The sequence below is a fragment of the Catenuloplanes atrovinosus genome (assembly GCF_031458235.1).
Taxonomy (GTDB): domain Bacteria; phylum Actinomycetota; class Actinomycetes; order Mycobacteriales; family Micromonosporaceae; genus Catenuloplanes; species Catenuloplanes atrovinosus.
Map to the genome: position 1 here is coordinate 5,921,284 of NZ_JAVDYB010000001.1, position 25,806 is coordinate 5,947,089.

19 protein-coding genes and 1 pseudogene are annotated in these 25,806 nt (G+C 72.8%); 4 read left to right on the forward strand and 16 right to left on the reverse strand.

The features are described 5' to 3' along the window. Positions 1 to 86 precede the first annotated feature (86 nt). Complete coding sequence (locus J2S41_RS26190; protein WP_310371424.1) at positions 87 to 920, reverse strand: NUDIX hydrolase; 834 nt, start codon at positions 918 to 920, stop codon at positions 87 to 89. Positions 921 to 1,080: 160 nt separating this feature from the next. On the opposite strand from J2S41_RS26190, the gene J2S41_RS26195 reads away from it, so the two are divergent. Together J2S41_RS26195 and J2S41_RS26200 are read left to right on the forward strand one after the other, a co-directional pair. Continuing rightward, positions 1,081 to 3,399, forward strand: a complete 2,319-nt coding sequence (locus J2S41_RS26195; RefSeq protein WP_310371425.1) for a putative bifunctional diguanylate cyclase/phosphodiesterase — start codon at positions 1,081 to 1,083, stop codon at positions 3,397 to 3,399. Positions 3,400 to 3,603: 204 nt separating this feature from the next. Further along, on the forward strand, positions 3,604 to 4,677 hold the full coding sequence (locus tag J2S41_RS26200; protein ID WP_310371426.1) for an acyltransferase family protein: 1,074 nt from the start codon (positions 3,604 to 3,606) through the stop codon (positions 4,675 to 4,677). A 22-nt stretch (positions 4,678 to 4,699) separates the two neighbouring features. Here the strand turns inward: J2S41_RS26200 and J2S41_RS26205 are convergent, their stop codons facing one another. The 10 genes from J2S41_RS26205 to J2S41_RS26250 all read right to left on the reverse strand — a co-directional run bounded on the left by J2S41_RS26205 (position 4,700) and on the right by J2S41_RS26250 (position 15,759). Then, positions 4,700 to 6,727: a sigma-70 family RNA polymerase sigma factor gene (locus tag J2S41_RS26205; protein WP_310371427.1), complete on the reverse strand. Its 2,028-nt coding sequence runs from the start codon at positions 6,725 to 6,727 to the stop codon at positions 4,700 to 4,702. 219 nt (positions 6,728 to 6,946) lie between these two features. Continuing rightward, positions 6,947 to 8,788, reverse strand: a complete 1,842-nt coding sequence (locus J2S41_RS26210; RefSeq protein WP_310371429.1) for a carbohydrate-binding module family 20 domain-containing protein — start codon at positions 8,786 to 8,788, stop codon at positions 6,947 to 6,949. Between the two features lie 179 nt (positions 8,789 to 8,967). Then, the gene (gene ptsP, locus J2S41_RS26215) at positions 8,968 to 10,602 is read right to left on the reverse strand and encodes a phosphoenolpyruvate--protein phosphotransferase (RefSeq protein ID WP_310371431.1); all 1,635 of its coding nucleotides are present in this window, start codon (positions 10,600 to 10,602) and stop codon (positions 8,968 to 8,970) included. Then, positions 10,595 to 10,879 carry an HPr family phosphocarrier protein gene (locus tag J2S41_RS26220; protein WP_310371432.1) on the reverse strand — a complete coding sequence of 95 codons (285 nt, stop codon included), beginning with the start codon at positions 10,877 to 10,879 and terminating at the stop codon, positions 10,595 to 10,597. The genes ptsP and J2S41_RS26220 overlap by 8 nt, the downstream gene beginning before the upstream one ends. Before the next feature lie 31 nt (positions 10,880 to 10,910). Then, the gene (locus tag J2S41_RS26225) at positions 10,911 to 11,951 is read right to left on the reverse strand and encodes a zinc-dependent dehydrogenase (RefSeq protein WP_310371434.1); all 1,041 of its coding nucleotides are present in this window, start codon (positions 11,949 to 11,951) and stop codon (positions 10,911 to 10,913) included. After that, on the reverse strand, positions 11,948 to 12,394 hold the full coding sequence (locus J2S41_RS26230; RefSeq protein WP_310371436.1) for a PTS mannitol transporter subunit IIA: 447 nt from the start codon (positions 12,392 to 12,394) through the stop codon (positions 11,948 to 11,950). Before J2S41_RS26230 ends, J2S41_RS26225 begins: the two co-directional genes overlap by 4 nt. After that, positions 12,387 to 12,695, reverse strand: a complete 309-nt coding sequence (locus J2S41_RS26235; protein WP_310371438.1) for a PTS lactose transporter subunit IIB — start codon at positions 12,693 to 12,695, stop codon at positions 12,387 to 12,389. The genes J2S41_RS26230 and J2S41_RS26235 overlap by 8 nt, the downstream gene beginning before the upstream one ends. Before the next feature lie 94 nt (positions 12,696 to 12,789). Next, positions 12,790 to 13,956, reverse strand: coding sequence for a mannitol-specific PTS transporter subunit IIC (mtlA, locus tag J2S41_RS26240; protein ID WP_310371439.1), 1,167 nt, complete (start codon positions 13,954 to 13,956; stop codon positions 12,790 to 12,792). A gap of 100 nt (positions 13,957 to 14,056) precedes the next feature. After that, positions 14,057 to 15,001 carry a 1-phosphofructokinase gene (gene pfkB, locus J2S41_RS26245; RefSeq protein WP_310371440.1) on the reverse strand — a complete coding sequence of 315 codons (945 nt, stop codon included), beginning with the start codon at positions 14,999 to 15,001 and terminating at the stop codon, positions 14,057 to 14,059. Beyond that, the gene (locus J2S41_RS26250; protein WP_310371441.1) at positions 14,998 to 15,759 is read right to left on the reverse strand and encodes a DeoR/GlpR family DNA-binding transcription regulator; all 762 of its coding nucleotides are present in this window, start codon (positions 15,757 to 15,759) and stop codon (positions 14,998 to 15,000) included. Before J2S41_RS26250 ends, pfkB begins: the two co-directional genes overlap by 4 nt. 259 nt (positions 15,760 to 16,018) lie before the next feature. Here J2S41_RS26250 and J2S41_RS26255 point away from each other — a divergent pair. Beyond that, a pseudogene (locus J2S41_RS26255) lies at positions 16,019 to 16,390 on the forward strand (GNAT family N-acetyltransferase); the annotation flags it as partial. Positions 16,391 to 17,076: 686 nt separating this feature from the next. Here the strand turns inward: J2S41_RS26255 and J2S41_RS26260 are convergent. The 5 genes from J2S41_RS26260 to J2S41_RS26280 form a co-directional block, all read right to left on the reverse strand. Further along, positions 17,077 to 18,177 (reverse strand): hypothetical protein, encoded by a 1,101-nt coding sequence (locus tag J2S41_RS26260; protein WP_310371442.1) that lies wholly within the window; start codon positions 18,175 to 18,177, stop codon positions 17,077 to 17,079. 54 nt (positions 18,178 to 18,231) lie between these two features. Continuing rightward, on the reverse strand, positions 18,232 to 18,858 hold the full coding sequence (locus J2S41_RS26265; RefSeq protein WP_310371444.1) for a CG0192-related protein: 627 nt from the start codon (positions 18,856 to 18,858) through the stop codon (positions 18,232 to 18,234). Between the two features lie 42 nt (positions 18,859 to 18,900). Beyond that, the gene (locus J2S41_RS26270; RefSeq protein WP_310371446.1) at positions 18,901 to 20,169 is read right to left on the reverse strand and encodes a branched-chain amino acid ABC transporter substrate-binding protein; all 1,269 of its coding nucleotides are present in this window, start codon (positions 20,167 to 20,169) and stop codon (positions 18,901 to 18,903) included. Positions 20,170 to 20,558: 389 nt separating this feature from the next. After that, entirely contained in the window at positions 20,559 to 21,572 is a 1,014-nt protein-coding gene (locus J2S41_RS26275; protein WP_310371447.1) for a LacI family DNA-binding transcriptional regulator, read from the reverse strand. Positions 21,573 to 21,727: 155 nt separating this feature from the next. Beyond that, positions 21,728 to 24,616: a glycosyl hydrolase gene (locus tag J2S41_RS26280; protein ID WP_310371449.1), complete on the reverse strand. Its 2,889-nt coding sequence runs from the start codon at positions 24,614 to 24,616 to the stop codon at positions 21,728 to 21,730. 191 nt (positions 24,617 to 24,807) lie between these two features. Between J2S41_RS26280 and J2S41_RS26285 the strand changes: the two genes are divergently transcribed. Continuing rightward, positions 24,808 to 25,578 carry a hypothetical protein gene (locus tag J2S41_RS26285; RefSeq protein ID WP_310371451.1) on the forward strand — a complete coding sequence of 257 codons (771 nt, stop codon included), beginning with the start codon at positions 24,808 to 24,810 and terminating at the stop codon, positions 25,576 to 25,578. Positions 25,579 to 25,806: the final 228 nt, after the last annotated feature.

Below are 25,806 nucleotides of genomic sequence, written 5' to 3' on the forward strand. Positions count from 1 at the left end.
GGCCGTATTCGTGTAATCGGAGATCACTCCACCGGAAAACGCCCTAGATCGCGGCAGAGAGAGGGTGGGGGGTGGGGGGTGGGGGGTTAGCGGATCTGTTCCTCGGTGGTGGTGCGGAGGAGGGCGGGGTGCAGGAGGGTGGCGTCGCCGGCGCGGTAGAGCTGGGAGCGGGGGCCGCCGCGGGCGCCGCCGCGTTCGGTGGTGGCGCCGACGGACTCGACGAAGCCGGGCACCGACAGGATCTTGCGGCGGAAGTTGGGGCCGTGCAGTTGCTCGCCCCAGACCGTCTCGTAGACGGCGCGCAACTCCGCGATGGTGAACGTCTCGCCGACGAACGCGGTGGCCAGCGCCGTGTACTCCAGTTTCGCGCGCGCCCGCTCCAGGCCGTCGAACAGGATCTGCGCGTGGTCGAACGCGAGCCGGCGGCTGGTGCCGGGGCGCTGTGACACGGCCCGGCCGGGGATCGCGTCCGCGCCCTCGGGCAGGCCCAGCTCCGCGACCGGCACCCAGGCGGCGGCGCGCGCGTCCGAGCCCGCCTCCGGGTCGGGCAGCTGCGGGCCGAAGCCGAGATACGCGACGCTGACCACCCGCATGCGCGGGTCGCGGTCCGGGTCGCCGTACGTGCCGAGCTGCTCCAGGTGCACCCGGCCGAGGCGTTCCGCGTCCAGGCCGGTCTCCTCGGCCAGCTCACGGCCGGCCGCCTCCTCGAGCGTCTCCGCCCAGGGTTCGCCCGCGTCGGTCCGCTGCTTGAGGAAGCCGCCGGGCAGGCTCCAGAAGCCCTCGAACGGCGGCGCGGCGCGCTCCACCAGCAGCACGCAGAGCCGGTCGTCGCGGATGGTGAGCGCGACCACGTCGACGGTGACCCCGACGGCCGGGTAGTCCCGGGGGTCGTACGCGGCGAGGAACCCGGCCTCGGACATCTCACGCTCCCATGGCCTTAGTTTATCTCGTTATGAGCGTAACCATAGCGGCCGCGTCGATCTTCGCGCAACGCCGATCACACGGTGATGTCCTCAGAGCCCGCGCGCCCACGTCGATACGGAAATCGACGACCCGGCCGCGACGACAGGAGGAGCTCCGGTGCCCCAGGCCCCCGCCGTCGTGCCGTGGCGCGATCCGGTCCTGCTCGGCATCGTGGGCGTCGCGCTGCTGGCCACCGCCGGCTTCTACGCCGGTGCCGGTCACGTGGACGCGCAGGTGCAGCTGTTCTGGCTGGCGCAGGTGCCGCTGGACGCCGCGCTCGGCTACTTCGCGTACCGGATGTTCCGGGTCACCGCCGCGCAGCGGCGCCGGTTCTGGGGCGTGCTGTCGTTCGCCGGCGCGCTGTTCACGGTCGCGGACACGATCCAGTCGTCGATCAGCGCGGTCGATCCGCACGCGCGCACGCTGAACGGCGGGCCGGTGCAGAGCGCGCTTTTCACGGTCGGGCTCGGCGCCGTGGTGATCGCGATGCTGATCCACCCGCAGAACACCCGTACGCACAAGGAGCGGCTGGCGCTGTGGCTGGACTCCGCGACCGTGCTGGTCGCCGGCGCGGTACTGACCTGGTGCTTCGTGATCGACACGGACGCGCCGGTGAACGCCGCGATGATCTCCGTGATCGTGGCCGCCAGCATCGTGATGGTCTCCGCGTTCGCGGCCGTGAAGCTGATCCTCAGCGGCGGCCGGCCGATGAGCAAGCTCGCCGCCTGGCCGATGGCGATCGCTGGCGGCATCCAGGGCGGCGGCATCATGGTCACGCCGGAGGAGTTGACCCCGCACACCAACCCGGGCCTGCTGGTGCTGCGGCTGCTGCCGTCGGTGCTGATCGCGACCGGTCCGCGCCTCCAGGAGTTGCAGACCCGGCAGAACCCGGACGTGAACACGCCGCGCCGCCGCAAGCCGTACAGCTTGCTGCCGTACGGCATGGTCGCGCTGACCTTCGCCATCCTGATCGTGGTGCTGCCGGCCGGCGCCGGGCACCAGCTCTGGGGCGCGGTCACCGGCGTCGCCATGATCACCGTGCTGGTCGCCGCGCGGCAGCTGATCGCGTTCCACGACAACGCGCTGCTGATCAACCGGCTGGACACCACGCTCGGCGAGCTGCGCCGGCACGAGTCCCGGCTGCGCGAGGCCGCGTCCGTGGACGGGCTGACCCAGCTGGCGAACCGCACCCACTTCGGCGACCAGGTGGCGGAGACGCTGCGCACCACGGCCGACCCGGCCAGCGTGGCGCTGCTGCTGATCGATCTGGACGACTTCAAGACCATCAACGACACGCTGGGCCACCCGGCCGGCGACGCGCTGCTGGTCAGCGTGGCGGACCGGCTGCGCGCCGCGGTACGCGAGCAGGACCTGGTCGCCCGGCTCGGCGGCGACGAGTTCGCGGTGCTGCTGCGCGACGCCGGCCCGGACACCGGGGCGCAGACCGCGCAGCGCATCCTCACGCTGCTCGGCCGCCCGGTGCGGGTGCAGGACAACGACCTGATCGTGCGTGCCAGCATCGGCCTGGCCGGCGCGGACGCCACGGACGACCTGGACTCGCTGCTGCGCGACGCGGACATCGCGATGTACGCGGCGAAGGACCGCGGCAAGAGCAACTGGGTCGCGTACACCCAGCAGATGGGCGTGCGGATCCGGGACGGCGCGGAACTGGCCAGCCAGCTCCGCGAGGCGATCGACGAGGGGCAGCTGCGCCTGGTCTACCAGCCGGTGGTCCGGCTGGACACCGGCGAGATCGCCGGCTGTGAGGCGCTGGTCCGGTGGTGGCACCCGGTGCGCGGCCAGGTGCACCCGACCGACTTCATCCCGGTCGCCGAGTCCAGCGGCCTGATCGTGCCGCTCGGCCGGTTCGTGCTGCGCGAGGCGGTCCGGCAGGCGGCGCGCTGGCGCGAGCGCGGGCTCCGGATGAACGTCAACGTGGCCGGCCGGCAGCTGCGCGAGCCCGGCTTCGTGGACGAGGTGGCGGCCGTGCTGGCCACCTCCGGGTACCCACCGGAGCTGCTCACCATCGAGGTGACCGAGACCGCGGTGCTCTCCGACGACGAGGCGATCGCGGCGCTGCACGCGCTGCGCGGGATCGGCGTGAAGCTGGCGCTGGACGACTTCGGCACCGCCGCCTCCTCGCTCGGCCTGCTGCTCACCTGCCCGATGACCACGCTGAAACTGGACCGGTCGTTCGTGGAGGGCATCACCACGGTCACCCGGCAGGCCGCGGTGGCCACCGCGGTCGCGCAGATGGCGAACGCGCTGGACCTGAACGCGGTCGCGGAGGGCATCGAGACGCCGGAGCAGGCGCGGCTGCTGCGCCGGCTCGGTTACGAGTTCGGCCAGGGCTTCCTCTTCTCCCGCCCGCTCAGCCCGGCCGGTTTCGAGACGTTGCTGCACACGACCGTACCCGGACATTTGATCTTCTCTTGAGAGCCCCGCCGCCGTCACGCGTGCGCGGCGGGGATTCACGCCGACCTGGCGGCTGGTGCGCGGGGGCGCGCCCGTCTTCTGACGTGTGACGTCCGTCCCCTCGCCGGGGGACGGACACCACCCACCCGGATGACCTGGACTTTCTCCGATCATCGCGTCGAAGCTACCGTTGCGCGGCCGCCGACCCCGAGCGTGAAGGACGCCATGGCCGCCACCCGCGAGCGCTACTTCGACCTATTACGAGCGGTCGCCATCGCGCGCGTCGTCACGTACCACATGTTCCCGCTCGCCGCGCTGGAGCTGATCTTCCCGTCGATGGGCGTGATGTTCGCGCTCGGCGGCTCGCTGATGGCCCGCTCACTGGACCGGGCGGCGGCCGGCCACACCGTGATCGTGAAGCGGTTGCGGCGGCTGCTGCCCGCGCTCTGGGTGCTCGGCGCGGTCGCGGTCCCGGCCATGCTGCTGCACGGCTGGGCGGACCCGCCGTGGGCGCGGCTGCTGCTCTGGGTGCTGCCGATCGCGGACCCGCCGGCGAACGAGTTCGGCGCGGAGGCGGCCGGTCCACTGTGGTATCTGGTCACGTACCTCTGGCTGGTGGTGCTCTCCCCCGGCCTGCTGTGGCTCTACCGGCGCGCGCCGCTGCCGATGCTGGCCGCGCCGCCGGTCCTGCTGGTGCTGCTGCTGACCGTGCCGATCCCGCTGCCGGAGACGCCGGAGCGGACGCTGGTGACCGTGCTGCAGTTCGCCACCGCGTGGATGCTCGGCTTCGCGCATCGCGACGGCGACCTGCGGCGGCTGCCCGGCCCAGTCACGATCGCGCTCTCCGCGGCCTGCGTGGCGGGCGCGCTCGGCTGGTGGTGGCGCGCCGGGGACGGCGGCATCGCGGAGCTGCCGCTCGCCTACGCGATCTTCTCCGCCGGGCTCACGCTGGTGCTGCTGCGCTGGACGCCGCCGACCGGGTGGCTGCGCCGCGTACCGCCGCTGGACGGGCTGGTCACGCTGGTCAACGCGCGGGCCGTGACCATCTACCTGTGGCACAACCCGGCGATCACGGCCGCGCTGGCCGTGGCGGACGCGGTGGCGCTGTGGAATCTCGGCACGGTCGCCGGCGAGACCGGTACGGTCGTGATCGCGCTGGCGCTGCTGGCCGGCGCGGTGCTGGCGGTGGGCTGGGTCGAGGACGTCGCGGCCCGGCGCCCGCCCCGGCTGCTGCCCCGGACGGACGCGCCGGCCACGGCCGCGCCGCGCCCGGCCCGGGAGCTGGTGCCCCGGCCGTGAACACGGCCGGGGCGACCCGCGCTCAGCCCGCCTCGGCGTACGCCCGGCCGCCCTCGGTGAGGGCCTTGGCGTTCGGGTCGTAGAGGCCGTTGCCGAAGTCGTCCGCGACCGGGAGCGAGAACCACGCGTACCGCTCGACGTACGGCAGGCCCTCCATCATCGCGGTGGAGCCGTCGATGAACGCGGCCTGCTGCGCCCCGCTCGGGAACTTCGGCGAGCCGGCGAAGTTGATCAGGCCGTACTCGGTGACCCAGATCGGCAGCTTGTACCGGTCGTGGACGGCCTTGATGTAGCCCTCCAGGTGACCGACCGCGGCCGGGCTGAAGTCCGAGCCGTACCAGTGCAGCGCGATGAAGTCGACCCGGTAGCCCTTGGCCTTCGCGCCGGCCATGAAGCGATCCAGCCAGCCGCCGGCGGTGTCGCCGCCGTAGGCCACGGCCGGGCTGCCGAGCCGCATGCCGGTCGCCTGGAGCTGCGGCCACAGCTCCAGCGCCTGCTCCACCGTCATGTTGGCCTGCTCGCCCAGGTCCGGCTCGTTGAAGCCGAGCAGCGTCTCGCCGTTCGCCTTGGCCTGCGCCAGCGTGCCCGCGTTGACCGAGTCCCTACCCCAGATCATCGGCACGAACTCGACGCCGGACGGCGCCTTCACCTGGTCCGGCCCGGCGCCCCAGGTGTAGTACCAGGACGCGCCGACCGCGGTCATGCCCGGCCCGACGCCGGCCACCTGCCAGGTGCTCACGCCCTTCTTCGACGACGCCGCCACGGCCGCGGGCACGATCGGCTTCGGCTGTGCGGGTGGCGTCGCGGACGGCGTGGGGCTGGCGCTGGGTGACGGCGACGGCGACGCGCTGGCGGACGGGGACGGCGACGGGGACGGGCTCTCCGACGTGACCGGCACCACCGCGGCGGGCGGCGGCTCCTGCGCGGCCGGCACCGGCTCGTCGCGGCCGGTCAGCGCGAACACGCCACCGGCGGTGACCACCGCGGCCGTGGCCAGCGCGGCGGCGAGCGGCTTCAGACCCAGAAGACCACTGAAGGCCGCCTTCGCCGGTACGGCGTGCGCGCCGGCCTGCCCGGCGGAGGCGAGCTCGGGGCGGGCCAGCACGTGGGTGGCGGTGGTGCTCGGGTCCGGCGGTGCGGCACCGAGCTGCACGGTCGCGTCCGGGGCGGGCGCCGCGTCGTACCCGTGGACCGGCTCGTAGCCGCCGGCCGCCTCGTGCCCCGCGGCCGCGGCCGCGCCGTGCAGCGCCGGCTCCAGTAGGTAGCCGGGGATCGGCACCAGCGCCAGCCCGGCCAGCAGCCGCTCCGCGTCGACCATCTCGTGCCAGGCCCGCGCGCACTGGTCGCACTCGCGGGTGTGCCGGGCGAAGCGCTTGCGCCACACCGGCTCCGGGCGGCCGTCCCAGCCGATCGCCAGCAGCGTCAGGTCCGGGCAGGCCGGGTGCGCGCGCAGCGCGCGGACCACCACGCGGGCGGCCTCCAGCTGCGCCTTCATCCGCTGCACCCGGACCGCGGTGTGCTGGCGGGTCAGGCCGAGCGCGTGCGCGACGTCCTCGCGGTCGAGCTCGCCGGCCGACTCCAGCCACCAGAGCGAGAGCAGCTCGCGGTCGTCCGGGTCGAGCCAGCGAGTGGCCTGGGCGACCTCCTGCCGCTGGCCGGAGAGGCCGAGCCGGACGATGGTCAGGTCGACGAAGTCGGCGCCCGGGTCCGCCACGTCGTCCGGGGTGGCGTCCGCCGGGTAGGCGCGGGTCAGGTCGCGGTGCCGGTCGCGGACCAGGCGCATCGCGATCGCCACCACCCACGACCGGAACGCGGCGGGGTCCCGCAGTTCCGGCAGGTTGTGCACGACGCGCAGCATGGTCTCCTGCACCACGTCGTCGACGTCCGCGTGGCCCTGCAGCGCCCGGCCCACGATGTTGTAGACGAGCGGCAGGTACGCCGCGACCACCCGGTCCAGCGCCGCCGCGTTCCCCTCCCGGGCCGCCCGGACGGTCGCCGGGTCGACGCCGCCGACCGGGCCCCTCGGGTCACGTACCTCTGGAGTCCACATCCGCACCCTCTCCTAGGTCAGCCATCCTGGCGCAACCCGACGGGACTGACCAGGGCCGCGCGGACAGGAGACGGGTCACCCCGGCACCGATAACAGGAACTCGGGCGAGATTTTTCCGCGGTACGGACGACGGAGGCCGCCTCCGGGACGGAAACGGCCTCCAACCAGCCCTGCTGCCGCCCCGACCCCCGCCCCTAAGCCGGAATCAGGGCCCTCCTCCTACTTCCAGGCGTCGTTGCGGGCAGTCGTGCCGCCCGCGCCCGTGGTGAAGGCCCGGTTGCCGCCGGACTCCCACGTGACGGTGCCCGCGCCGTCCTTCTTGATGTACTTGTACTCGATCGCGGTATTCGCCGGGAGCGTCACGGTGGCCGACCACACCGGGTACCCCGCCGAGGAGAGCGGCACCGCCGCGGCCGGGTTCCAGCCGCCGAGCGCGGGCACGTTGCCGGTCACGAACACGGAGGTGCCCCAGGTGGTGGTCACGTTCGCGTTGAACGTCACCGCCACGTTCCCGGTCGGGTTCGGCGTGGGCGTGCCGGTGCCGCCGCCGGACCGGGACCCCGCGTGGATGGCGAACGCGCCGTTCGCCGGGATGGTGACGGTCGCGCTCCCGCCGGAGACGGTCACGGACGAGCCCGCGCAGCCGGTGCCGGTCGCGCCGCCGGTGATCACGTCGCAGTAGACGCCGTCCGGCAGCCCGGTGCGGTACGTGGCGGTGGAGGCGGCGCCGGACGCGTTCAGCCCGAACCAGCCCAGCGCGCCGCGCCGGAACCCGATCACGTTGCTCGCGGTGGCGGTGAAGTCGGAGACCGTGGTGGCCGCCGCGGTCGCGTTGTGCCAGCCGACCATGCCCTTCACGCCGGTGGACCGGTGCAGGCACTGCCACTGACCGTTGCCGCAGTTCGCGTCCGTGACGAAGCCGTTGGCGTCCGCGGGCGGGGACGCGCCCGTGTTCGACGTGCTGAACGTGAACCCGTCGTAGACGAACGGCTGCCCGTACGGGTAGGCCAGCAGGAAGTAGTTCGCCAGCGGGTAGCGCGCGCCGTCGGAGTAACGCAGGGTGGTGCCGTCCCGCTCCAGGTCGTGGTTGGTGATCATCGCGGCGGTCTGGTCGCTGGACGCGTCCAGGCTCCACGACGGGATGCCGGCCAGGTTGTTCAGCGTGCCGTTGACGAACTGGGTGCGCAGCGCCTGCGCGTAGGAGAAGCCGAGCACGTCGCCGTTCGAGGTGAACGCGGCCGGTTGCAGCTCCGGGTTCGTGGAGCCGGTGAAGATCTCCTGTGCGATGTACGGCGCCCGCCCCTCCGCCGTGGTCGGGTGGAGCAGGCCGCGGATCGCGGTGAAGTCGGCGCGCGCCACGTGCTTGGCCGCGTCCACCCGGAAGCCGTCCACGCCCAGGCTGATCAGATCGTTCAGGTAGCCGGCGATCCTGGACCGTACCGTCGCGCTCTGGGTCTTCAGGTCCGAGAGCGACAGCAGCATGCAGTTCTGCACCTCGGACGTGTTGTTCCAGTCGTCGATCACCGCGTCGTCGTCCGCGCAGTAGCCGTCGTTCGCGTGGTGGAAGTCGTCGTAGCCGTACGGCACGGCGGGGTAGCCGTACCCGGACGGGCTGTACGTGGACCCGCCGTACGTGGTGGTGAGCGTGTTGTTCGCGCCGGCCATGTGGTTGATCACCGCGTCCGCGTAGACGCGCACGCCCGCGTCGTGGCAGGCGGTGACCATGGCGGCGAACTCCGCGCGGGTGCCGAGCCGGCTGGTCAGCTTGTACGACACCGGCTGGTACACCTCCCACCAGGGGTGCGCGCCGCCGTCGCTGGTGGCCAGGCTGACCGACTCCGCGGGCGGCGCGACCTGCACCGCGCCGTAACCGGCCGGACCGAGGTGGTCACGGCAGGCGGCGCCGATCGAGCGCCAGTTCCACTCCCAGAGGTTGGCGGTGACGTCGCTGTTGTTGAGTGCCGGGGCCGCCTGCGCGGTGGCGGTGGTGGCGGTGACGGCGGCGAGCCCGGCGGCGGCGACGGCCACCGGGACGAGTGCTCTTGCGATGAGTTTCTTCATGGTGAGGACTTCCTGTCCACGAGTCCGCTGAAACTTCTTGCAGAGGAGTGCCCTCTCTGCAAAACCTTGCAAGGCGTTTCAGCAAGGTATCAGGGTGTTACCGGCTCGTAAAGACGTCCGTCCATGAAGAAGGCCCCGCCGACGTACGGCGGGGCCTTCTTTTTTTGGGGGGGTGGGGGTTAAGACACGAGCTTCCGCGCGTGGACCGGGTCTTCCGCGTCCAGCACGGCCGCGGCCAGCCGCTCGCACTCGGCCAGCGAGTGCGCGGCCAGCGAGGCCCGGACCGCGGGCAGCGCCCGGGCGGACATGCTTAGGCTGGTGATGCCGAGGCCGGCCAGCACCGGCGCGAGCGCCGGGTCGGACGCGGCCTCGCCGCAGACGCCGACGGACTTGCCGGTCGCCTTCCCGGCCGCGCCGCAGGCCGCGATGAGCTGCAGCAGCGCGGGCTGCCACGGGTCGAGCAGCTCGGCGAGCGTGCCGACCTGCCGGTCCGCGGCGAACGTGTACTGGCTGAGGTCGTTCGTGCCGATGCTGAGGAAGTCGACCACGCCGAGCAGCTTCTCGGCCCGCAGCGCCGCGGCCGGCACCTCGATCATCACGCCGGCCTTGGGCAGGCCCGCCTCGTGCACCAGCGCCGCGAACTCCGCGGCCTCGGCCACGGTGGAGACCATCGGGGCCATCACCCACACGTCCGCGTCCGTCTGGATCGCGGCCTGCGCGATCGCGGCGAGCTGCGTGGTGAGCACCTCCGGGCGCTGGCGGGCGATGCGCAGGCCGCGCACGCCGAGCGCCGGGTTCGGCTCGCCGTCCTGATGCAGGAACGGCAGCGGCTTGTCCGCGCCCGCGTCGAGCGTGCGGATGACCACGCGGCGGCCCGCCATCGCGGCGAAGACCTCGCGGTACGCGGCGACCTGCTCGTCCAGGCCGGGCTCGCGCGTGCGGTCCAGGAACAGCAGCTCGGTGCGGAACAGGCCGACGCCCTCCGCGTCCGTGGCCGCCGCCGCGTCCTTGCCGGAGCCGACGTTGGCCAGCAGCGCGACCGCGTGCCCGTCGGACGTGCGGCCGGGCCCGGTGGTGCCGCTGATCGTCTTCAGCGCCTCGGCCGCCGCATTCCGCACCGAGGTCACGGTCTCCTCGGACACGCCGGTCTCGACGTGGCCGCTGGTGCCGTCCAGCGTGACCAGCGTGCCGTCCGCCACCTCCAGCACGCCCTTGCAGGAGACCACGGCGGGCAGGCCGAGCGCGCGGGCCAGGATCGCGGTGTGGCTGGTGGGGCCGCCGTCCGCGGTGATCAGGCCGACGACCTGCCGCGGGTCGAGGTCCGCGGTGTCGGCCGGGGCCAGGTCGCGGGCGGCCAGCACGTACGGGTGGCCCGGCTGCGGCACGCCCGGCATCGGCCGGCCGAGGCAGACCGCCACCGCGCGGTCGCGCAGGTCGTCCAGGTCCGCGACCCGCTCGGCCAGGTAGCCGCCGGCCGCCTCGAACGCGGCGCGGTGGGTGGCGAACGCGGCGTCGATCGCGTGCACCGCGTCCGTACCGCCCTCGATGCCCTCCTGCACGGCGTCGCGCAGCATCGGGTCGTCCGCCATCATCGCCTCGGCGCGCAGCACCTCCGCGACCGTGGCGTCGGTGGCCCGGTCGGCCCGCCGGCCGAGGTCGGCGACGACCTCGGCCAGCGCGGCGAACGCCTTCTCCACCTCGGCCGCGGTGTCCGCGACCGCCGCCGGCGCGGGCAGCGCGGGGACCGCGGCGATCCGCAGCAGCGGACCGGCCGCCACGCCCGCGCTGACCCCGATGCCGGTCAGCTCAGCCATTGGCCGGCTCCTCGGCGTCCAGGTCGCGGGCGAGCAGGTCGGCGAGGCTGTCCAGCGCCTCGTCGGCACCCTCGCCCTCGGCCGCGAGGACCACCTCGGTGCCCTTCTTCGCGCCGAGCGACAGGACGGAGAGCATGCTGTTCGCCGGTACGGCGCGCTTCTCCCCGACCTGGATCGTCACCTTGACCGGCGCCGCCGCGGCGGCCTGGACGAAGAGCGCGGCCGGCCGGGCGTGCAGGCCACTGGCGGATCCGACGGTAACGGTGCGCGTGGGCATCGGTGCCTCCTTAGTGTGTGAAGTCAGCCGGTCAGGGCTCGATCGTGACCTTGATGGCCTCGCCACGGGCGACGATGCCGAACGCGTCGATCGCGCCGTCCAGCGGCAGCCGGTGCGTGATCAGATCGGCCACCGGCACCGAGCCGGTGGAGATCAGCCGCAGCGCCTCCGCGTTGTGCGCCGGGCTGGAGCCGTTCGCGCCGACGATGGTCAGCTCGCGGTAGTGCACCAGGTTCGAGTCGACCGTGACGGTGGGCTTGTCCTTCGGCAGGCCGCCGAAGAAGCTGATCCGGCCCTGCCGGGCGACCATCTGGAGCGCCTGCTCCTGGGCGGCGCCGGAGGCGGCGGCCGTGATGATCACGTCCGCGCCGCGGCCGTTCGTGGCGTCCAGCACGGCCTTGACCACGTCGACCTCCTCACCGGCGATCGCCAGATCGGGCTTGACCAGGTCGGCGGCCATGTCCAGGCGGGCCCGGTTCAGGTCGACCAGGAAGACGCGGGCCGCGCCGCGCGCCTTGGCCAGGCGGACGTGCAGGCAGCCGATCGGGCCGGAGCCGACGACCACCACGTCGTCGCCCTCGCCCACGCGGGCCAGTTCCTGGCCGTTGAGCACGCAGGCCAGCGGCTCGGCCACGGACGCCTCGGCGAAGCTGACGCCCTCCGGGATGCGGTTCAGGCCGTTGACCGCCAGGACCTTCGCCGGTACGACCATGAACTGCGCGAAGCCACCCTCGTAGTGGTAGCCCATCGACTCCTGGTTCGGGCAGATCGTCATCCGGCCGCGCTTGCACTCGTCGCACGTCCCGCACGGGATCGCGGCGATGACCTGCACGCGGTCGCCCTCGGCCCAGCCCTCGACGCCCTCGCCCAGCGCGACGATCTCGCCGGCGATCTCGTGGCCCATCACCCGCGGCGGGTGGATGTGGTGGTGGCCGAACTTGGAGATCTTGACGTCGGTGCCGCAGGTGGAACAGTTGCGCACCCGGATCTTGACCTCGCCCGGGCCGGCCTCCGGTTCCGGCATGTCCTCGAAGCGGACGTCCCCGGGGGCGTGGAAACGCACTACCTTCATGATTGCTGTTCCTCTCCAACCGGCTTGAGCAGCCGGAGCACCTCGTCGATGTCGGTGGCCTCGCGGAGTGCGCGGGCCTGGTCCGGGTCGAGAAGGATCTCGGCCAGCGCGGAGAGCAGCTCGACGTGCCCGTCACCCTTGGCCGCGATCGCCACGCAGACAGAGACGGGGTTGCCGTCCCAGTCCACGCCCTCCGGGAAGCGCAGCACGGCCAGCGCGTCCCGGTTCACCAGTTCCTTGCCGCCGAGCGTGCCGTGCGGGATCGCCACACCCTCGCCCACGTAGGTGGAGACGGACTGCTCACGGGCCAGCATCGTGTCGATGTAGCCGGCCTCGGCCGCGCCGATCGCGACGAGCGTCTCGCCGCAGAGGCGGATCGCCGCGTCCCGGTCGGCCGCGACCGCGTCGAGCCGGATGGCCTGACGGTCCAGCAGCTCAGGCATTGATGTCCTCACCGGTCTGGATCGCCTTGACGACCTTGGTGACGGCCGGGTCGCCGAGGAACACCTGGAACGGCACGATCGGCTTGCCGGGCGCGCTGGCCCGCGCGCGGGCGGCCAGCCCGCTGTGGCAGACCACCAGGTCGGCGTCGGCGGGGATCGAGTTCACCGGGGTGTGCTCGACGGTCACGCCGTTGTTCTTGAGCTGCTTGCGCAGCGTGCTGGCGAGCATGACGCTGCTGCCCATGCCCGCGTCGCAGGCCACGACGAGCTTCTTGACGTCACTGCCGTTGATGGTTGCCATCGGTCTAGCCTTCCGATCGGAGTTGCTGGGAGCCGCCGGCCCGCTCCCCCACCTCAATGCTCCGTCTGGCGGAGCGGGCCGGCGGTGTGAGCTGTCAGGCAGTGCCGGGCTCGGCGTTGCGGGCCACGGCCGGGCTGTCGGTCCTGACCGCGCCGTCCGTGCTGTCGGCACCCAGCGCCTCGGCCGAGGCGTCGTCGACCTCCTGGTCCTCCTTCAGCCGCCCGAAGCCGAGCAGCAGGGAGGCGACCACGAAGGTGACCGCCGCCGCGATCAGCACGCCGGCGATCATGCTGACGTAGTTGCCGACGCCCTTCGGCGTCACCGCGAAGTAGGCGAAGATGCTGCCCGGCGACGGCGGGGCGAGCAGTCCGGCACCGGTGATCATGAAGGTGGTCACGCCGGCCGCGCCACCCGCGATCATGGCGAGGATCAGGCGCGGCTTCATCAGCACGTACGGGAAGTAGATCTCGTGGATGCCACCCAGGAAGTGGATGATCATCGCGGCCGGGGTGGACGGGCGCAGCAGCTTCGGGCCGAAGAAGAAGTAGGCCAGCAGCAGGCCGAGACCCGGGCCGGGGTTCGACTCGATCATGAACATGATCGACTTGCCCTGCTCCGCGACCTGCTGCGGGCCGAGCGTGGAGAACACGCCGTGGTTGATGGCGTTGTTCAGGAAGAGCACCTTGGCCGGCTCGACCAGGATCGACACGACCGGGAGGAGGCTGTGGTCGATCAGCCAGTTGACACCGCTGCCGAGCCACTCCATGACCTCGGCGGCGGCCGGGCCGATGGAGATCTTGCCGAGCAGCGCGAACGCGCCGCCGACGATACCGGCCGAGAAGTTGTCGACCAGCATCTCGAAGCCGGGGCGGATCCGGCCCTCGATCGCCTTGTCGAACAGCTTGATGACGTAGGCGGCCAGCGGGCCGATGATCATCGCGCCGAGGAACATCGGGATCTCGGCGCCCACGACGACGCCCATGGTGGCGACGGCGCCGACCACGGCACCGCGCTGACCGTGGACGATCCGGCCACCGGTGTAACCGATGAGGATCGGCAGCAGGTACTTGATCATCGGATCGACGAGCTGCGCGAGGCCCTCGTTCGGGATCCAGCCGGTGGGGATGAACAGCGCCGTGATCAGGCCCCACGCGATGAACGCGCCGATGTTGGGCATGACCATGCCGGCCAGGTGGCCGCCGAGACGCTGGACCCAGGCGCGGAAGCCTGAGCCTTCGACTTGAGGGGTGTATGTGCTCATGAGGGGGGACTCCGTTCTGGAGGAACCCGCGCGGTGCCGCGCGGCGTGATGCGGTGAGGCGTTTCCCCGTGATGAAGTTGTGTGGTGCGGCTGGGGCCTCTCAGCCCCGGGGGTGAAGCCGCCGGCCCAGATCGGGCCGGGGGTCGAGCTGAACGGTCTCCCGTTCCATGTCGGCCGGTCCCGGCATGCGGCTGCCGGGCTGGCGGACCGCCGCCGCGCCCCAGGCCAGGCCCTCGGCCAGCGCGGCCTCCCCGCTCGCGCCCGCCGACAGGAACCCGGCCAGCAGCGCGTCACCGGCGCCGACCGTGCTGCGCGGCGCGCTCACCGGCGACTTCCCGGTGACCACGCCTGAGTCCTCGATCAGGACAGCGCCGTCCGCGCCGAGGCTGGCGAGGACCGTACCAGCGCCGGCCTTGCGCAGCGTGTTCGCCGCGTCCACCACGTCGCCGAGCGTGTGCAGCTCGGCACCGGTGGCCTCGGCCAGTTCCTCGCGGTTCGGCTTGACCAGCGCGGCACCGGCCGCGGCAGCGGCGCCGAGCGCCGGACCGCTGGTGTCGACGGCGAGCTTGGCACCGGCGGCCACGAGCCGGGCGCAGAGCTCACCGAACGCCGCCACGGACGGGCCGGGCGGGAGACTGCCGCAGAGCACGACCCAGTCCGCGGTGCGCGCGGCGTTCAGCACGGCCTCGGTGACCGCGGTGAACTCCTCCGGCGCGAGCACCGGACCGGACTCGTTGATCTTCGTGACCGTGCCGTCCGGCTCGGCCAGCGTGATGTTGGAGCGGGTGCGGCCGGCGATCGGCACCGCCACCATGGCGACGCCCTCGGCCTCCAGCATCCGGACCAACTGCGCGCCCTCCTCGCCGCCGCACGGCACGACGGCCGTGGAGGCGACGCCGTTGGCCAGCAGCGCGCGGGAGACGTTGACGCCCTTGCCGCCCGGGTCTATGTGCGCGTTCGTGGCGCGGAGCACCTCGCCGCGAGTGAGCGTGTCGATCTCCATGGCCCGGTCCAGGCTCGGGTTCAGCGTGACCGTGAGGATCATGCCCGCACCACCCGGACGCCCGCCGCCTCGACCTCGTCGGCCAGGTCGGCGTCGAGCCCGTTGTCCGTGATCAGCAGGTCCAGGTCGGACATCGACCCGAAGCGGGCCAGATAGTCGTTACCGACCTTGGTGTGGTCCGCGAGCAGCACCACCCGGCGGGACGCGTTGATCATCGCCCGCTTGACGGCGGCCTCGGCCGGATCCGGTGTCGTCATTCCGCGCTCCGTGGAGAGCCCGTTGGTACCCATGAAGGCGACGTCCACGTACATCTCCTCGAGAGGACGTAGCGCCCAGTCGTCGACGGTCGCCAGGGTCTTGCCCCGGAGCCGGCCGCCGAGCAGCAGCACGCTGAGGTTGGACTTGAGGCCGAGCGAGGCGGCGATGACCGGGGAGTTGACCACGACGGTCAGCTCCCGGTCGGAGGGGAGCAGCTGAGCCAGCCGCGCCGTGGTGGTGCCGGCGTCGAGGATGATCGCCCCCTCCGAGGGCACTTCCGCGAGCGCCGCCTTGGCGATCCGCTCCTTCTCGCTGATCAGGACCGAATCGCGGGTGGCGAGCGCCGGCTCGAACCCGATCCGCTCGACCGGGATCGCTCCGCCGTGGACCCGGCGCAGCACGCCGGCCCGCTCCAGAACAGTGAGGTCGCGCCGGATCGTCTCAGCCGTTACGTTGAGAGCGTCGGCGAGCGCCATGACGTCCACCCGCCCGTTGGCGCGAGCGAGCCGCAGGATCTCCTGCTGGCGCTCTTCGGGGTACATCTCGTTCCCACCGCCCCGCTTCGTTTTGGCTTTGCTTTTGTTTACGCCCGACTGTGTGGGAAGTCAACACCGCTACGTAACTTCTCTGACATCCAGGGGTTGCGGTGCCCGTGATCTCGGACATATTGGTCACCGCTCACCAGCGCGAATCCGCGCCGAGTGGCCGGCCTCACGGCGTACCCCCGGATTTTTGAGTCTGTGGTTTTCGGCCCGGCCTTATGCGATGGCGTGGGCGGGCCGCGCACGGTGGGATGGGCACATGGAGATTCGCCTGATCACCGCCGACGACGCCGACCGGATCATGCCGGTCCGGGCGTACGCGTTCGACGCCACGCCGCTCACCCCGCAGCGCGCCGAGGAACTCGTCCGGTACATGAGCTTCCGGTTGCAGAACACCACGCTCGCCGCCGAGGAGGACGGCGAGGTGCTGGCCAGCGTCTCCGGCATCCCGATGCGGCAGAACCTGCGCGGTGTCGTGCACCCGATGCTCGGCGTGGCCGGCGTGGTCAGCAACCCGCTCGCCCGGCGGCGCGGGCACGTCCGCACGCTCATGCACGACCTGATGCGCCGCGGCCGCGAGCAGGGCCGGCCGCTGAGCGTGCTCTACCCGTTCCGGAGCGGCTTCTACGCGCGGCTGGGCTACCTGGGCCTCACCGCGGCGAAGACCGTCACGCTCCGGCCCGAGGCGCTGGCCTCGCTGCTCACCGTGGACCTGCCCGGCGAGGTGCGCCTCCGCCGGATCGCGGAGGGCTGGGAGGACGTGCTCGCGCTCCAGGACCGCTTCCTGGGCAGCCGGCACGGCTTCACCGAGTTCCCGGAGTACCGGCGGCACCAGCCGCGCGACGACGACGAGCACTGGCTGGTCACCGCGCACCGCGACGGCCGGGTGGTGGGTGCGCTGCCGTACCGGATCACCGAATACGGCGGCGAACTCGCCGGCGGCGTGCTCCTGCACGACGGGGCGATCGCCCGCGCGCTGCTGCTGCGGTTCCTGGCCGGGCACGCGGACCAGGTCCAGACGATCACGCTGAGCGTGCCGCCCGCGGAGCGCCCGGAGCAGTGGAGCACCGACTTCGCCGGCACCATCGCCAGCACGGTGGCGATCCCGCACCCGGCGCCGCCGATGGTCCGGGTGCTGGACCTGCCCGCGCTGACCGGGCTGCCGGCCGGCGAGGCCCGCGTGACGATCACCGTGGTGGACGACGCGCTGCTCGGCGGCGACTGGACGCTGGACGGGGCCGGCGGCGCGCTCACCGTCACGCCCGGCGCGTCCGCCTCCGAGGTGCGGCTGACCTCGGCCGCGCTGTCCGGGCTGGTCTACGGCGCACTCGGCCCGGAGGAGATCGTGGCGCGCGGGCTCGGCGCGGTGCCGGCCGAGGCCTGGGACGGGATCTCCACGCTGTTCCCCCGCGCCGACCCGTGGGTGTACCTGGACTTCTGAGCGGCCGCCGCGCGCAGCAGCGCCCGCATCGACCGGATCACCGCGCGGATCTCCTGGAGGTAGCGGTCGGGCGCGGTGGGACCGACCGGCGGCAGCGCGGTCGACCGGGAGACGTCGAAGCCGACGGTGTCGATGCCGCAGCCGTACGGCAGGCCGAGCACCCGGATCGCCTCGCAGTGCTGGAACGGCACGTGGATCGGCGAGGTCACGATCAGGATCCGGTGCTCCGGCCGGACGGCGAGCCGCCGCGCCCAGAAGTGGTACGTGTCCGGCGTGTCCGCCCGCCGCCGGTCCGGCTCGCTCGACGGCGCGGCCAGCACGTGCACCACCGGGCCGTCGCCCACCGGCCGGTACCGGTCGACGGCCCACGCGTGGTGGCCCGGGTCACCGCCGGAGAACGCCTCCCGCCGCCGGTCCGTCACGCCGAACGCGCGCCGCACGCCGAGGTGCATCGCGTCCAACTCGTACCGCACGTCGCCGTCGCTCAGCGGTGGCAGCGCCCGCTCCGCCGCGGTCAGCGGCCGGTAGCTGCCCAGCGCCGTCACCTCCGGCGCGCTCACCCCGCACGCCCGCAGCAGGAACGCGGCGAAGTGGGTGCGCTGGAGGCAGGCGCGGGCCAGCCCGCCCGGCACGAGCACGTGGTCGTACGCGGTCAGCGGCGGCGGCGCGGGCGTCACCAGCCGGAGCGCGGTGGCCGCCGCCATGACCAGCGCGGCGGTCTCCCGGTCGAACTCCGGCGGCGACACCTCGTACCGCTCCAGCGCGCCACCGCGGAAGTCCCAGTGCGTGCCGGAGAACGTTTCCAGCCACTCGAGGAGGTGGTCGAGCCCGCGGTCCGGCGGCCACCCGCCGCCGAACGCCGCCACCAGCGCCCGCATCGGCGCGGACGTCACCCAGCCCGCGACCTCGGCCGCGAGCCGCTCGGGCCGGGCACCGCCGTGGCATCGGGGAACCGGAACGGGCGCGAAGCGGGCCATGCGTCTCCCTCCACTGTGCCGCTCCGCATGCTAATCACCGTCGATGTCACCCGGTCAGATGTGCGCGGTCGCCAGCGTGAACGGGACGCCGCCGGTCTCCGCCTCCAGGCGCTCCAGCCCGTCCGCCCACGCCGGGACCGCGCCGGAGGTGTCCACCACGCGGGCGATCGTCAGCGTCAGCCCGCCGGCCGTGATCACCGTCGGGTCACCGTCCTTGACGGCCGGGCGCGCGTGCACCGCGGGCGCCTGCGACGCGGTGCCGGTGCCCTTCGCCCGGCAGTCGGACGGGCGCGTCACGCCCTCGACGATCTCCTCCGCGTTGCCCGCGCCGGTCAGCACCGCGTGCGCCAGCGCGGTGGCGTAGACCGGGTCACCGGCCGCGTCGTAGATCCACCGGGTGCCCAGCACGGAGTGCTCCAACGTGCCCAGCAGATGCTCGTCCGCGCCGGCCAGCGGCGCGCCCCGATAGGTGAGCGGCACGTGATGCAGCGGCCCGCCGTCCCGGTGCCGCACCAGCATCGCCTCGACGCCCACCGCGCCCGCCGGATCGTCGAACCGGAACGCGGCCACCTTCTCGATCGCCGCGCTCGGCGGGCCGGCGTACCAGGACCGCCCCGGCAGCCAGGCATTCAGCAGTTCGAGCTTCGTGGGTACGAGTTGCGCCTTGTGAAGGATCGCCATACCTGAACCCTAGAGACGGTCCCCCGCCGCGCGGCCACCGCCTCAGCCCTCGGCCCGGGTCGTGCCGGTGGTGCCGTCGAACGACCAGTGGGTGAGCGTGTCCGGGTGCCGGTCGCCGTCCGGCGTGAAGCGGTAGCCGCCGGACACACCCTCCCCCTGCAGCGTGCGGAGCGCGCCGGCCAGCGCCTCGCCGGAGGTGTGGCCGCCGGACACCGCGCGCAGGATCAGCGTGGCCGCGTCGTACGCGCTCGCGGCGTATCCGGTCGGGGTGTCGCCGAAGCGCGCCCGATAGTCCGTGGCGAACGTGCGGGCGCGCTCGTCGGTGGTGCCGGCGAGGTGGTCGGTGGGCGGGCAGGTGTGCAGATAGACCACGCCGGCCACGCCCGGGTCGCCGGGGCCGCGGTCGCACGGCCAGCCGCTCGGGGTCACCAGCGGCGCCGGGATTCCGAGCTCGCGCAGGCGGGCGGCGAGCCCGGCGGTGACGCTCTCCGGCGCGTGCACGTAGACCGCGTCCGGGGCGGAGTCACGGATCAGCGCGACCGCGTCGGCGATCCCGGCCGGGCTCGCGTCGGCGACGGCCACCTCGTCGAACGCGGTGTCCGGCAGCACCCGGCGGAGCGTGGTGACCGCGTGCCGGGCCATGCCGGAGCCGTCCGCCACCAGCGTCACCCGGTCGTCCAGCTCGCGCCGGTCCAGGTAGCGGGCGTCCCGTTCGGCCTGCTGGACGGTGTTGCCGACCAGCCGCAACAGGTTGGGCGTGCCGGGCACGGTGAGCACCGGGTCCGCGGCCGCGACGGCCAGCAGCGGGATGCCGGTCCGCCGCAGCGTGGCCTGGCTGTCGGCGACGGCCGCGGAGAAGCCGCCGTGCACCACCGCGATCACGTTCTCGGTGGGGACGTCGTCGCCCTGGTCGACCGGCAGCGTGTCGATCGGGCAGCCGGGGTGCGCGGCGTTGTGCGCGTCGACCGCGAGCCGGACGCCGTTGTGGACCGCGGCGCCGTGCGCGGCGCGCGACCCGGTCATGGTGGCCAGCACCGCGATCCGCCGGCCACAGACCTCGGTCGCGGGTTCCCCGCCGGGCCGCGAGGGGCCGATCAGCCCGGTCGACCAGGCGATCGTCGCGGCTCCGGCCACGACGGACACCACGGCGAACGCGGCCGCGGGCCGCCAGCGGGACGCGGTGCCGCCCTCGATCACCCCTGGCCCGGCGGCGGGCCGCGGATGGCCGTGCCGGGCGGCCCTGGCGGTATAGGCCGCGGCCAGCACCGTCGCCGCGGCTGTGATGATCGCACCGACGATCGAGCTGTCCATCCCACGCGCCTCCTCACCGGAGGGGGTTCACCGCCACGATAGGCACCCACGCGGTGCACCGGCTGTCGGCTATCGACACCCCTCGCGGTCTTGCGGCCACGGACCCGGCAGGGAGGAGCGCCAGCGACGACCGGTGCCCGCGGGAGCATGCGGACGCCGGCCCGCCGGAAGTGGGAAAATTTTTCACGAACGACGATCGCCGAGATCAGCGGTCGCATGCACGGCGGCCACGTCCTGGGCCGCCGATACCGTGGCCGGCGCCCATTCCGTCGTTGACCTTGCCCCTTTCGGGTACGGAACCGTGCCCGGTCGGTGAGCGCGGGACACGGCAAGCGCCCGCGACACGGCGAGCGAGTGGATGGCGGGCCGCGGGGAGCGAGGGAAGGGGGTTATGCCGACTCGCGGACGATCAGTTCCGTGGGGAGGAGGACCGCGGGTGGGACGGGCTCGCCGGCGAGGATGATGAGCATCTGGCGGGCGATCTGGCGGCCGAGGTCGACGATGGGCTGGCGGACCGTGGTCAGGGGTGGGTCGGTGAACTGGGCGATCTCGATGTCGTCGAAGCCGACCACGGCGACGTCGTCGGGGACGCGGCGGCCGGAGGCGCGCAGCGTGCGAAGGGCGCCGTGGGCCATCAGGTCGGAGGCGATGAAGACCGCGTCGAGGTCGGGGTCGGCGTCGAGCAGCTCGCGCATGGCGACGGCGCCGGACTCGCGGGTGAAGTCGCCGTAGGCGATGCGCGGGGTCTGGCCGTCGGCCTCGACGGCCTCGCGGTAGGCGGTCAGGCGGTCGATGCCGGCGATCATGTCCTGCGGGCCGGCGATGGTGGCGATGCGCGTGCGGCCGGACGCCAGCAGGTACCGCATGGCGGAGGAGACACCCTCGATGTGGTCGACGTCCACATAGGGCACGCCGCTGTCGCGTTGCAGCGGGCGCCCGCTGCACACCACCGGGATGCCGAGCGCGGCCAGCGCGGCGGGCAGCGGGTCGGCGCCGTGCATGGAGGCGAACATGACGCCGTCGACGTGGCCGGCCATCGCGTACCGCTCGACGCGGCTGTGGCCGGCGGTGGAACCGGCCAGCATCAGGACCAGCTGACGGTCGCCGGCCTCGAGTTCCTGGCTGACGCCGCGGATGATGCCGGGGAAGAACTGGTCGTCGGAGAAGACCCGGTTGGGCATCTCCGGCAGGATCAGCGCGATCGAGTCGGTGCGCTGGGTGACCAGGCTGCGGGCGGCCTGGTTGGGCACGTAGCCCATCTCGCGGACGGCGAGCCGGACCTTCTCCTGGATGTCCTCCGCGACGGTGGTGGAGCCGTTCACGACGCGGGACACGGTCGCCCGCGACACACCGGCCCGGCGGGCCACGGCCTCCAACGTCGGACGCTCCCGAGCCGCCGTCACGTGCGTACCCCACTAACTCGTCAACACGATCTCTACATCAAAGAAAATCTTTTCCGCGCTGCCGTGCAGCCTACCGGCCGCGCGCCCGTGCGGTGGCCCGCATGCGTCCCGCCCGGCACGGCGCGTGGCCGGCCGGGCGGGAACGGAAGGGTCGGTCAGGACAGCGGCAGCCGGATGATCGACTGGTTGCCCACGCCGAGGGTGGTGGCGCCGTTGCCGATCGCGTTCCACACCTCGACCCTGATCGTGCCGTTGCGCAGGTTGCCGAGCGTGCCCGACGAGGAGGCGAGCCCGGCGGCCTGTGTGTAGTGCTCGTACCCGGCGACCGGGTCGGTGGCGAAGTAGCGGTACGTCTCGACGCGGTCGAACGTGCCGTCGCCGGTCAGGTCGTAGGAGATCCGGAGCTGAGTGCCGTTGCCCACGCTCGTGCCCGCGTCCAGGAACAGATCGAACGCGGTGCTGCCGCCGGTGTACGTGTTGGTGACGCCGGTCGCGGTGAACGTGACCTGGTTGCGCGGCGTGCCGTCGTGGTTGCCGCCGCCGGCCGAGCCGACGGACACGCTGCCCGCGCCCGCGGCCGTGCCGCTGAGCCCGCCGCCGGAGATCAGGTACCGGTTGGCGGCACCCGCGGGCGGCGGCGTCGTAGGCGGCGGCGTGGTCGGGCCGGGCGTGGTCGGCTGCGGGGTGCCGCCCCCGCCGCTGCCGCCGGACCACGACCAGGCGCCGGTGGTCACGGTCTTACCGGCCGGCACGGTCAGCGTCGTACCGGTGGAGAAGGTGACCGTGATCGGGCTGGAGTTGAGGTTCGACGCCACGTACGTGCGCGCCCCGTTCTTGACGAACGTCGCGGTCAGCGGGTGGTTCGCGGAGACGGACGTGTCGACGGTGCCGAGCGCGGCCAGGTTCCGCAGCCAGTGGAACGTGTGCGCCTTGCTCTCCCCCTCCTCCGAGGTGAACCCGCTGTTCGCCCGGAAGTTGGCCAGCGCCTGATCGGGGTTGCCGAGCGCCAGGAACTCCCACAGGATGTCCTGCCACACCGTCGGCGCCCCGCCGTTGTTCCTGGTCAGCTCGTTGTAGTTGACCGAGACGTAGGCCGGGTTGTAGCCCAGGTACAGGTGACCGCCGGTGATCGGGAGCATGTTGATGCCCTGGATCATCTCCGGCTCCGCGCTGAACCAGGTGGCGTACGCGCCGCCGCTGCCCCAGACCATGCCGACCGTGCTGTGCCCGAACGCGGCCGGGAAGTTCGTGTCCGACGAGTCGAACCAGTACTCCTGGATCGCGGCCGCCTGCGTGGTGTAGAGGAACACGCCGGCGTCGCGGACCGCGGTGTTGCCGGTGACCTGGCCCCACTGGATCAGCGCGTTCGCGAAGTTCATGCCCTCGGAGCTGGACTCCTGGTTGTTGCCGGAGCCGAACGAGCCGTGCCCGGACGCCCAGTCGTGACCCGCGTAGATGTCGAAGTCACGGAGGTACGGGAAGCGCGTGTCGTTCCGGTCGTAGTTGTTCGCGTCCCGGATCAGCAGGTCGATCATGCCGCCGTACTGGCCGGTGGAGGCCCACGCCGGGTCGAACCGGGCCAGCGTGGCGGCGGCCGCGACGTAGTAGCCGTAGTGGAAGTGATGGTCGTTGAGCTCCTGGTCGGAGCCGTACGACGCGGGGTAGCCGATCAGCGTGCCCCAGTTGGCGTTGTAGTAGAACAGCGACTGCGTCTCGCCGGACGAGGCGGTCAGCCAGTTCGTCAGCCGGGACCTGATCGCGGCGAGCGCGCTGTTGCGCACGGCCGTGTTGCCGACCTGGTCCGCGATCTCCGCGATCCGGGCCGCGCGGCCGAGGCCCTTGCCGGTCCAGTACGTGTCCGGCCCGCGGTTGTCCTCCGGGTTCGCCTGCACCGCGGTGAGGTAGTTGGTCAGCGTGGTCAGGTCCGCGCCGGAGTTCGCGACGCCGGGCACCTCCGGCAGCACGCCGCGGAACGTCATCGCGGTGCGGAAACTGGACGCACCGGTGATCACCCGCATCGCGCCGCGCGCGGAGACGTAGCTGTCCGCGATCGTGGTCGACCCGCTCAGGTACTTCCACTGGTGCGGGTAGAGCGCGACCACGGTACCGCTCGCGCTGCCCTCGCGCGCCGTGGTGGTGAAGCTGTACGTGGTGTTCAGCGCGTTGTTGCCGCTCGGGCTGTAGGTGTACGAGATCCGCGTGCCGGTCACGTGCGCGTGCGCGTAGGTGCCGTAGGACCCGGCCAGCGCCTGCTTCGCCGCGGTCGAGGTGGACGACGTGGTCGGCAGCACCGCGACGGAGAAGTAGCCGCGCCCGGCCAGCGACGACGTGATGGACGTGCCGCTCACCGCCCAGGTCGCGCCGGACGGCGCGTACGCCACGTAGTCGCTGCCGCCGGCCGTGAAGCCGATGACGCCGCCGCTGTTCGACCACACGGTCGGCGCGCCGGCCGTGGTGAGCTGCGCGTTGCCGCCGGTGATCTGGAAGTACGCGAACGGCAGGCCGTGCCCGATGGTGGCCTTCAGCGTGCGCGCGCCGTCGCTCCAGTAGGGAGTGACGGTCCAGTCGCTCCAGCCGTCCACCTTGACGTCCGGCGAGTTCAGCCCGGCCACGCCGACCTGAAGGTCCTGCTGGTAGTGGTAGTGGTACTCGCTCACGCCGGTCGCGGTGCCACTGATCGACGGCGTGGTGGTGTACGACAGCCCGAGGCCGCCCGCGGCGGTGTCGAAGGAGAGCGGGTGCGCGTGCAGCGGCTCGCTGTAGGCGCAGTCGGTGCGCTTGAACAGCAGCGAGGACCACCAGTCGTTCGTGGGTACGGCGCCGGAGGGCGCGTTGCCGGTCACGTACTGCCGCGGGTTGGTGGTGAGTGCGCCGCAGCCGCTGGGCAGCGCGGCACCGGCCGGGGGCGTCTCGGTGTAGCTGCCGGCGCCGACCACGGCCGCGTCGGCGGTGCGGGTGATGGCGACGGTGAGCAGTCCGGAGACGAGCGCGAGGACGGCGCCGGCGGCTATCGACCGCCGGCGGTTTCTGGTCTTGACGGGCATGGGACGGCACCTCTTCCTGAGGCGTTGGCAACCGGGGAGCGCCGGTGCCGCGCTCTCTGAGAGCGCTTTCACGGGGTGGGCACAAGAGTGACGGCCGTCGCTGCCCCGTGTCAAGAGAGCGCTCTCAACCCCGTCGGGCCGCTCGGCAGGCTATCGTTGCACTTCGATGTCATGAGCCGGAGGAGGAGCGCGTGCGCAGCCGTACCGTCGCGGGGTTCGCTCTGGTGTTCGCGCTGACCGCCGGCTGCGACGGCGGCGCACCGGCACCGGCCACGCCGGACGCGGAAGGGCGGGCCGCGATGACCGCGCTGGCGCGCTCCGACGACCACCTGCAGAGCGAGAGCTTCACGGTGGAGGTGACGTCCGGCGACGCGATGCGCACCACGAGCCGGATGGACGTGCCGAACCGGCGGGCCGAGACCGCGCTGCGCCAGGCGACCGGCGAGGACCAATCCCTGACGGTACGGACCAGGCTGCTCGGCGACGCGGTCTTCATGCACCTCGACGGCGTGTCGATCCCGGGCGTGGACGACCGCTGGATGCGCATCGACCCGGCGCGGATCGCCCGCGGCCGGGAGGTCGGCTTCGCGCCCGGGCAGAACGACGCGGGCGGCGCCGACCGCGTGCTCGCCGCGATCACGGAGGCGAGCCGGCTGCCGGACGGGCGCTACAAGGGCACGCTGGACCTGGCCCAGGTCGGCACCGGGACCGGGCTGTCGTTCAGCACCACGGACATCGCCGGGCTCGGCGACGCGGCGCGCGCGGTCCCGTTCCTGGCCACGCTGGACGAGCGGGGCCGCCTGGTCCACCTGCAGATCGACCTGCCGTCGATCACCGCCGGCAAGGCGCCGATGGTGGAGACGCGCTACTCCGCCTTCGGCGAGCCGTTCACCGTGGAGACCCCGCCGGCCGCGCAGACCGTCACCCCGCCGGACTCCGTCTATCAATACTTCGGGGGATGACCCCGGCCGGGGTGAAGGCGGTGCTCGCGCAGGTCACCCACGTGGGCGACCGGCTTGTCCGGCCTGAACCGCGCTCGAACACTGGACGTGAGTGAGACCAGTGAGAGCGTGAGTGAGGGGTGCCGTCATGAACTACGACGTGCCGGCCTGGCTGGGCTGGGTGATCGCCGGGGTAGGGCTGCTGGTCGTCACGGCGAGCGCGATATTGCTCGCGTGACCTTGCGGCCG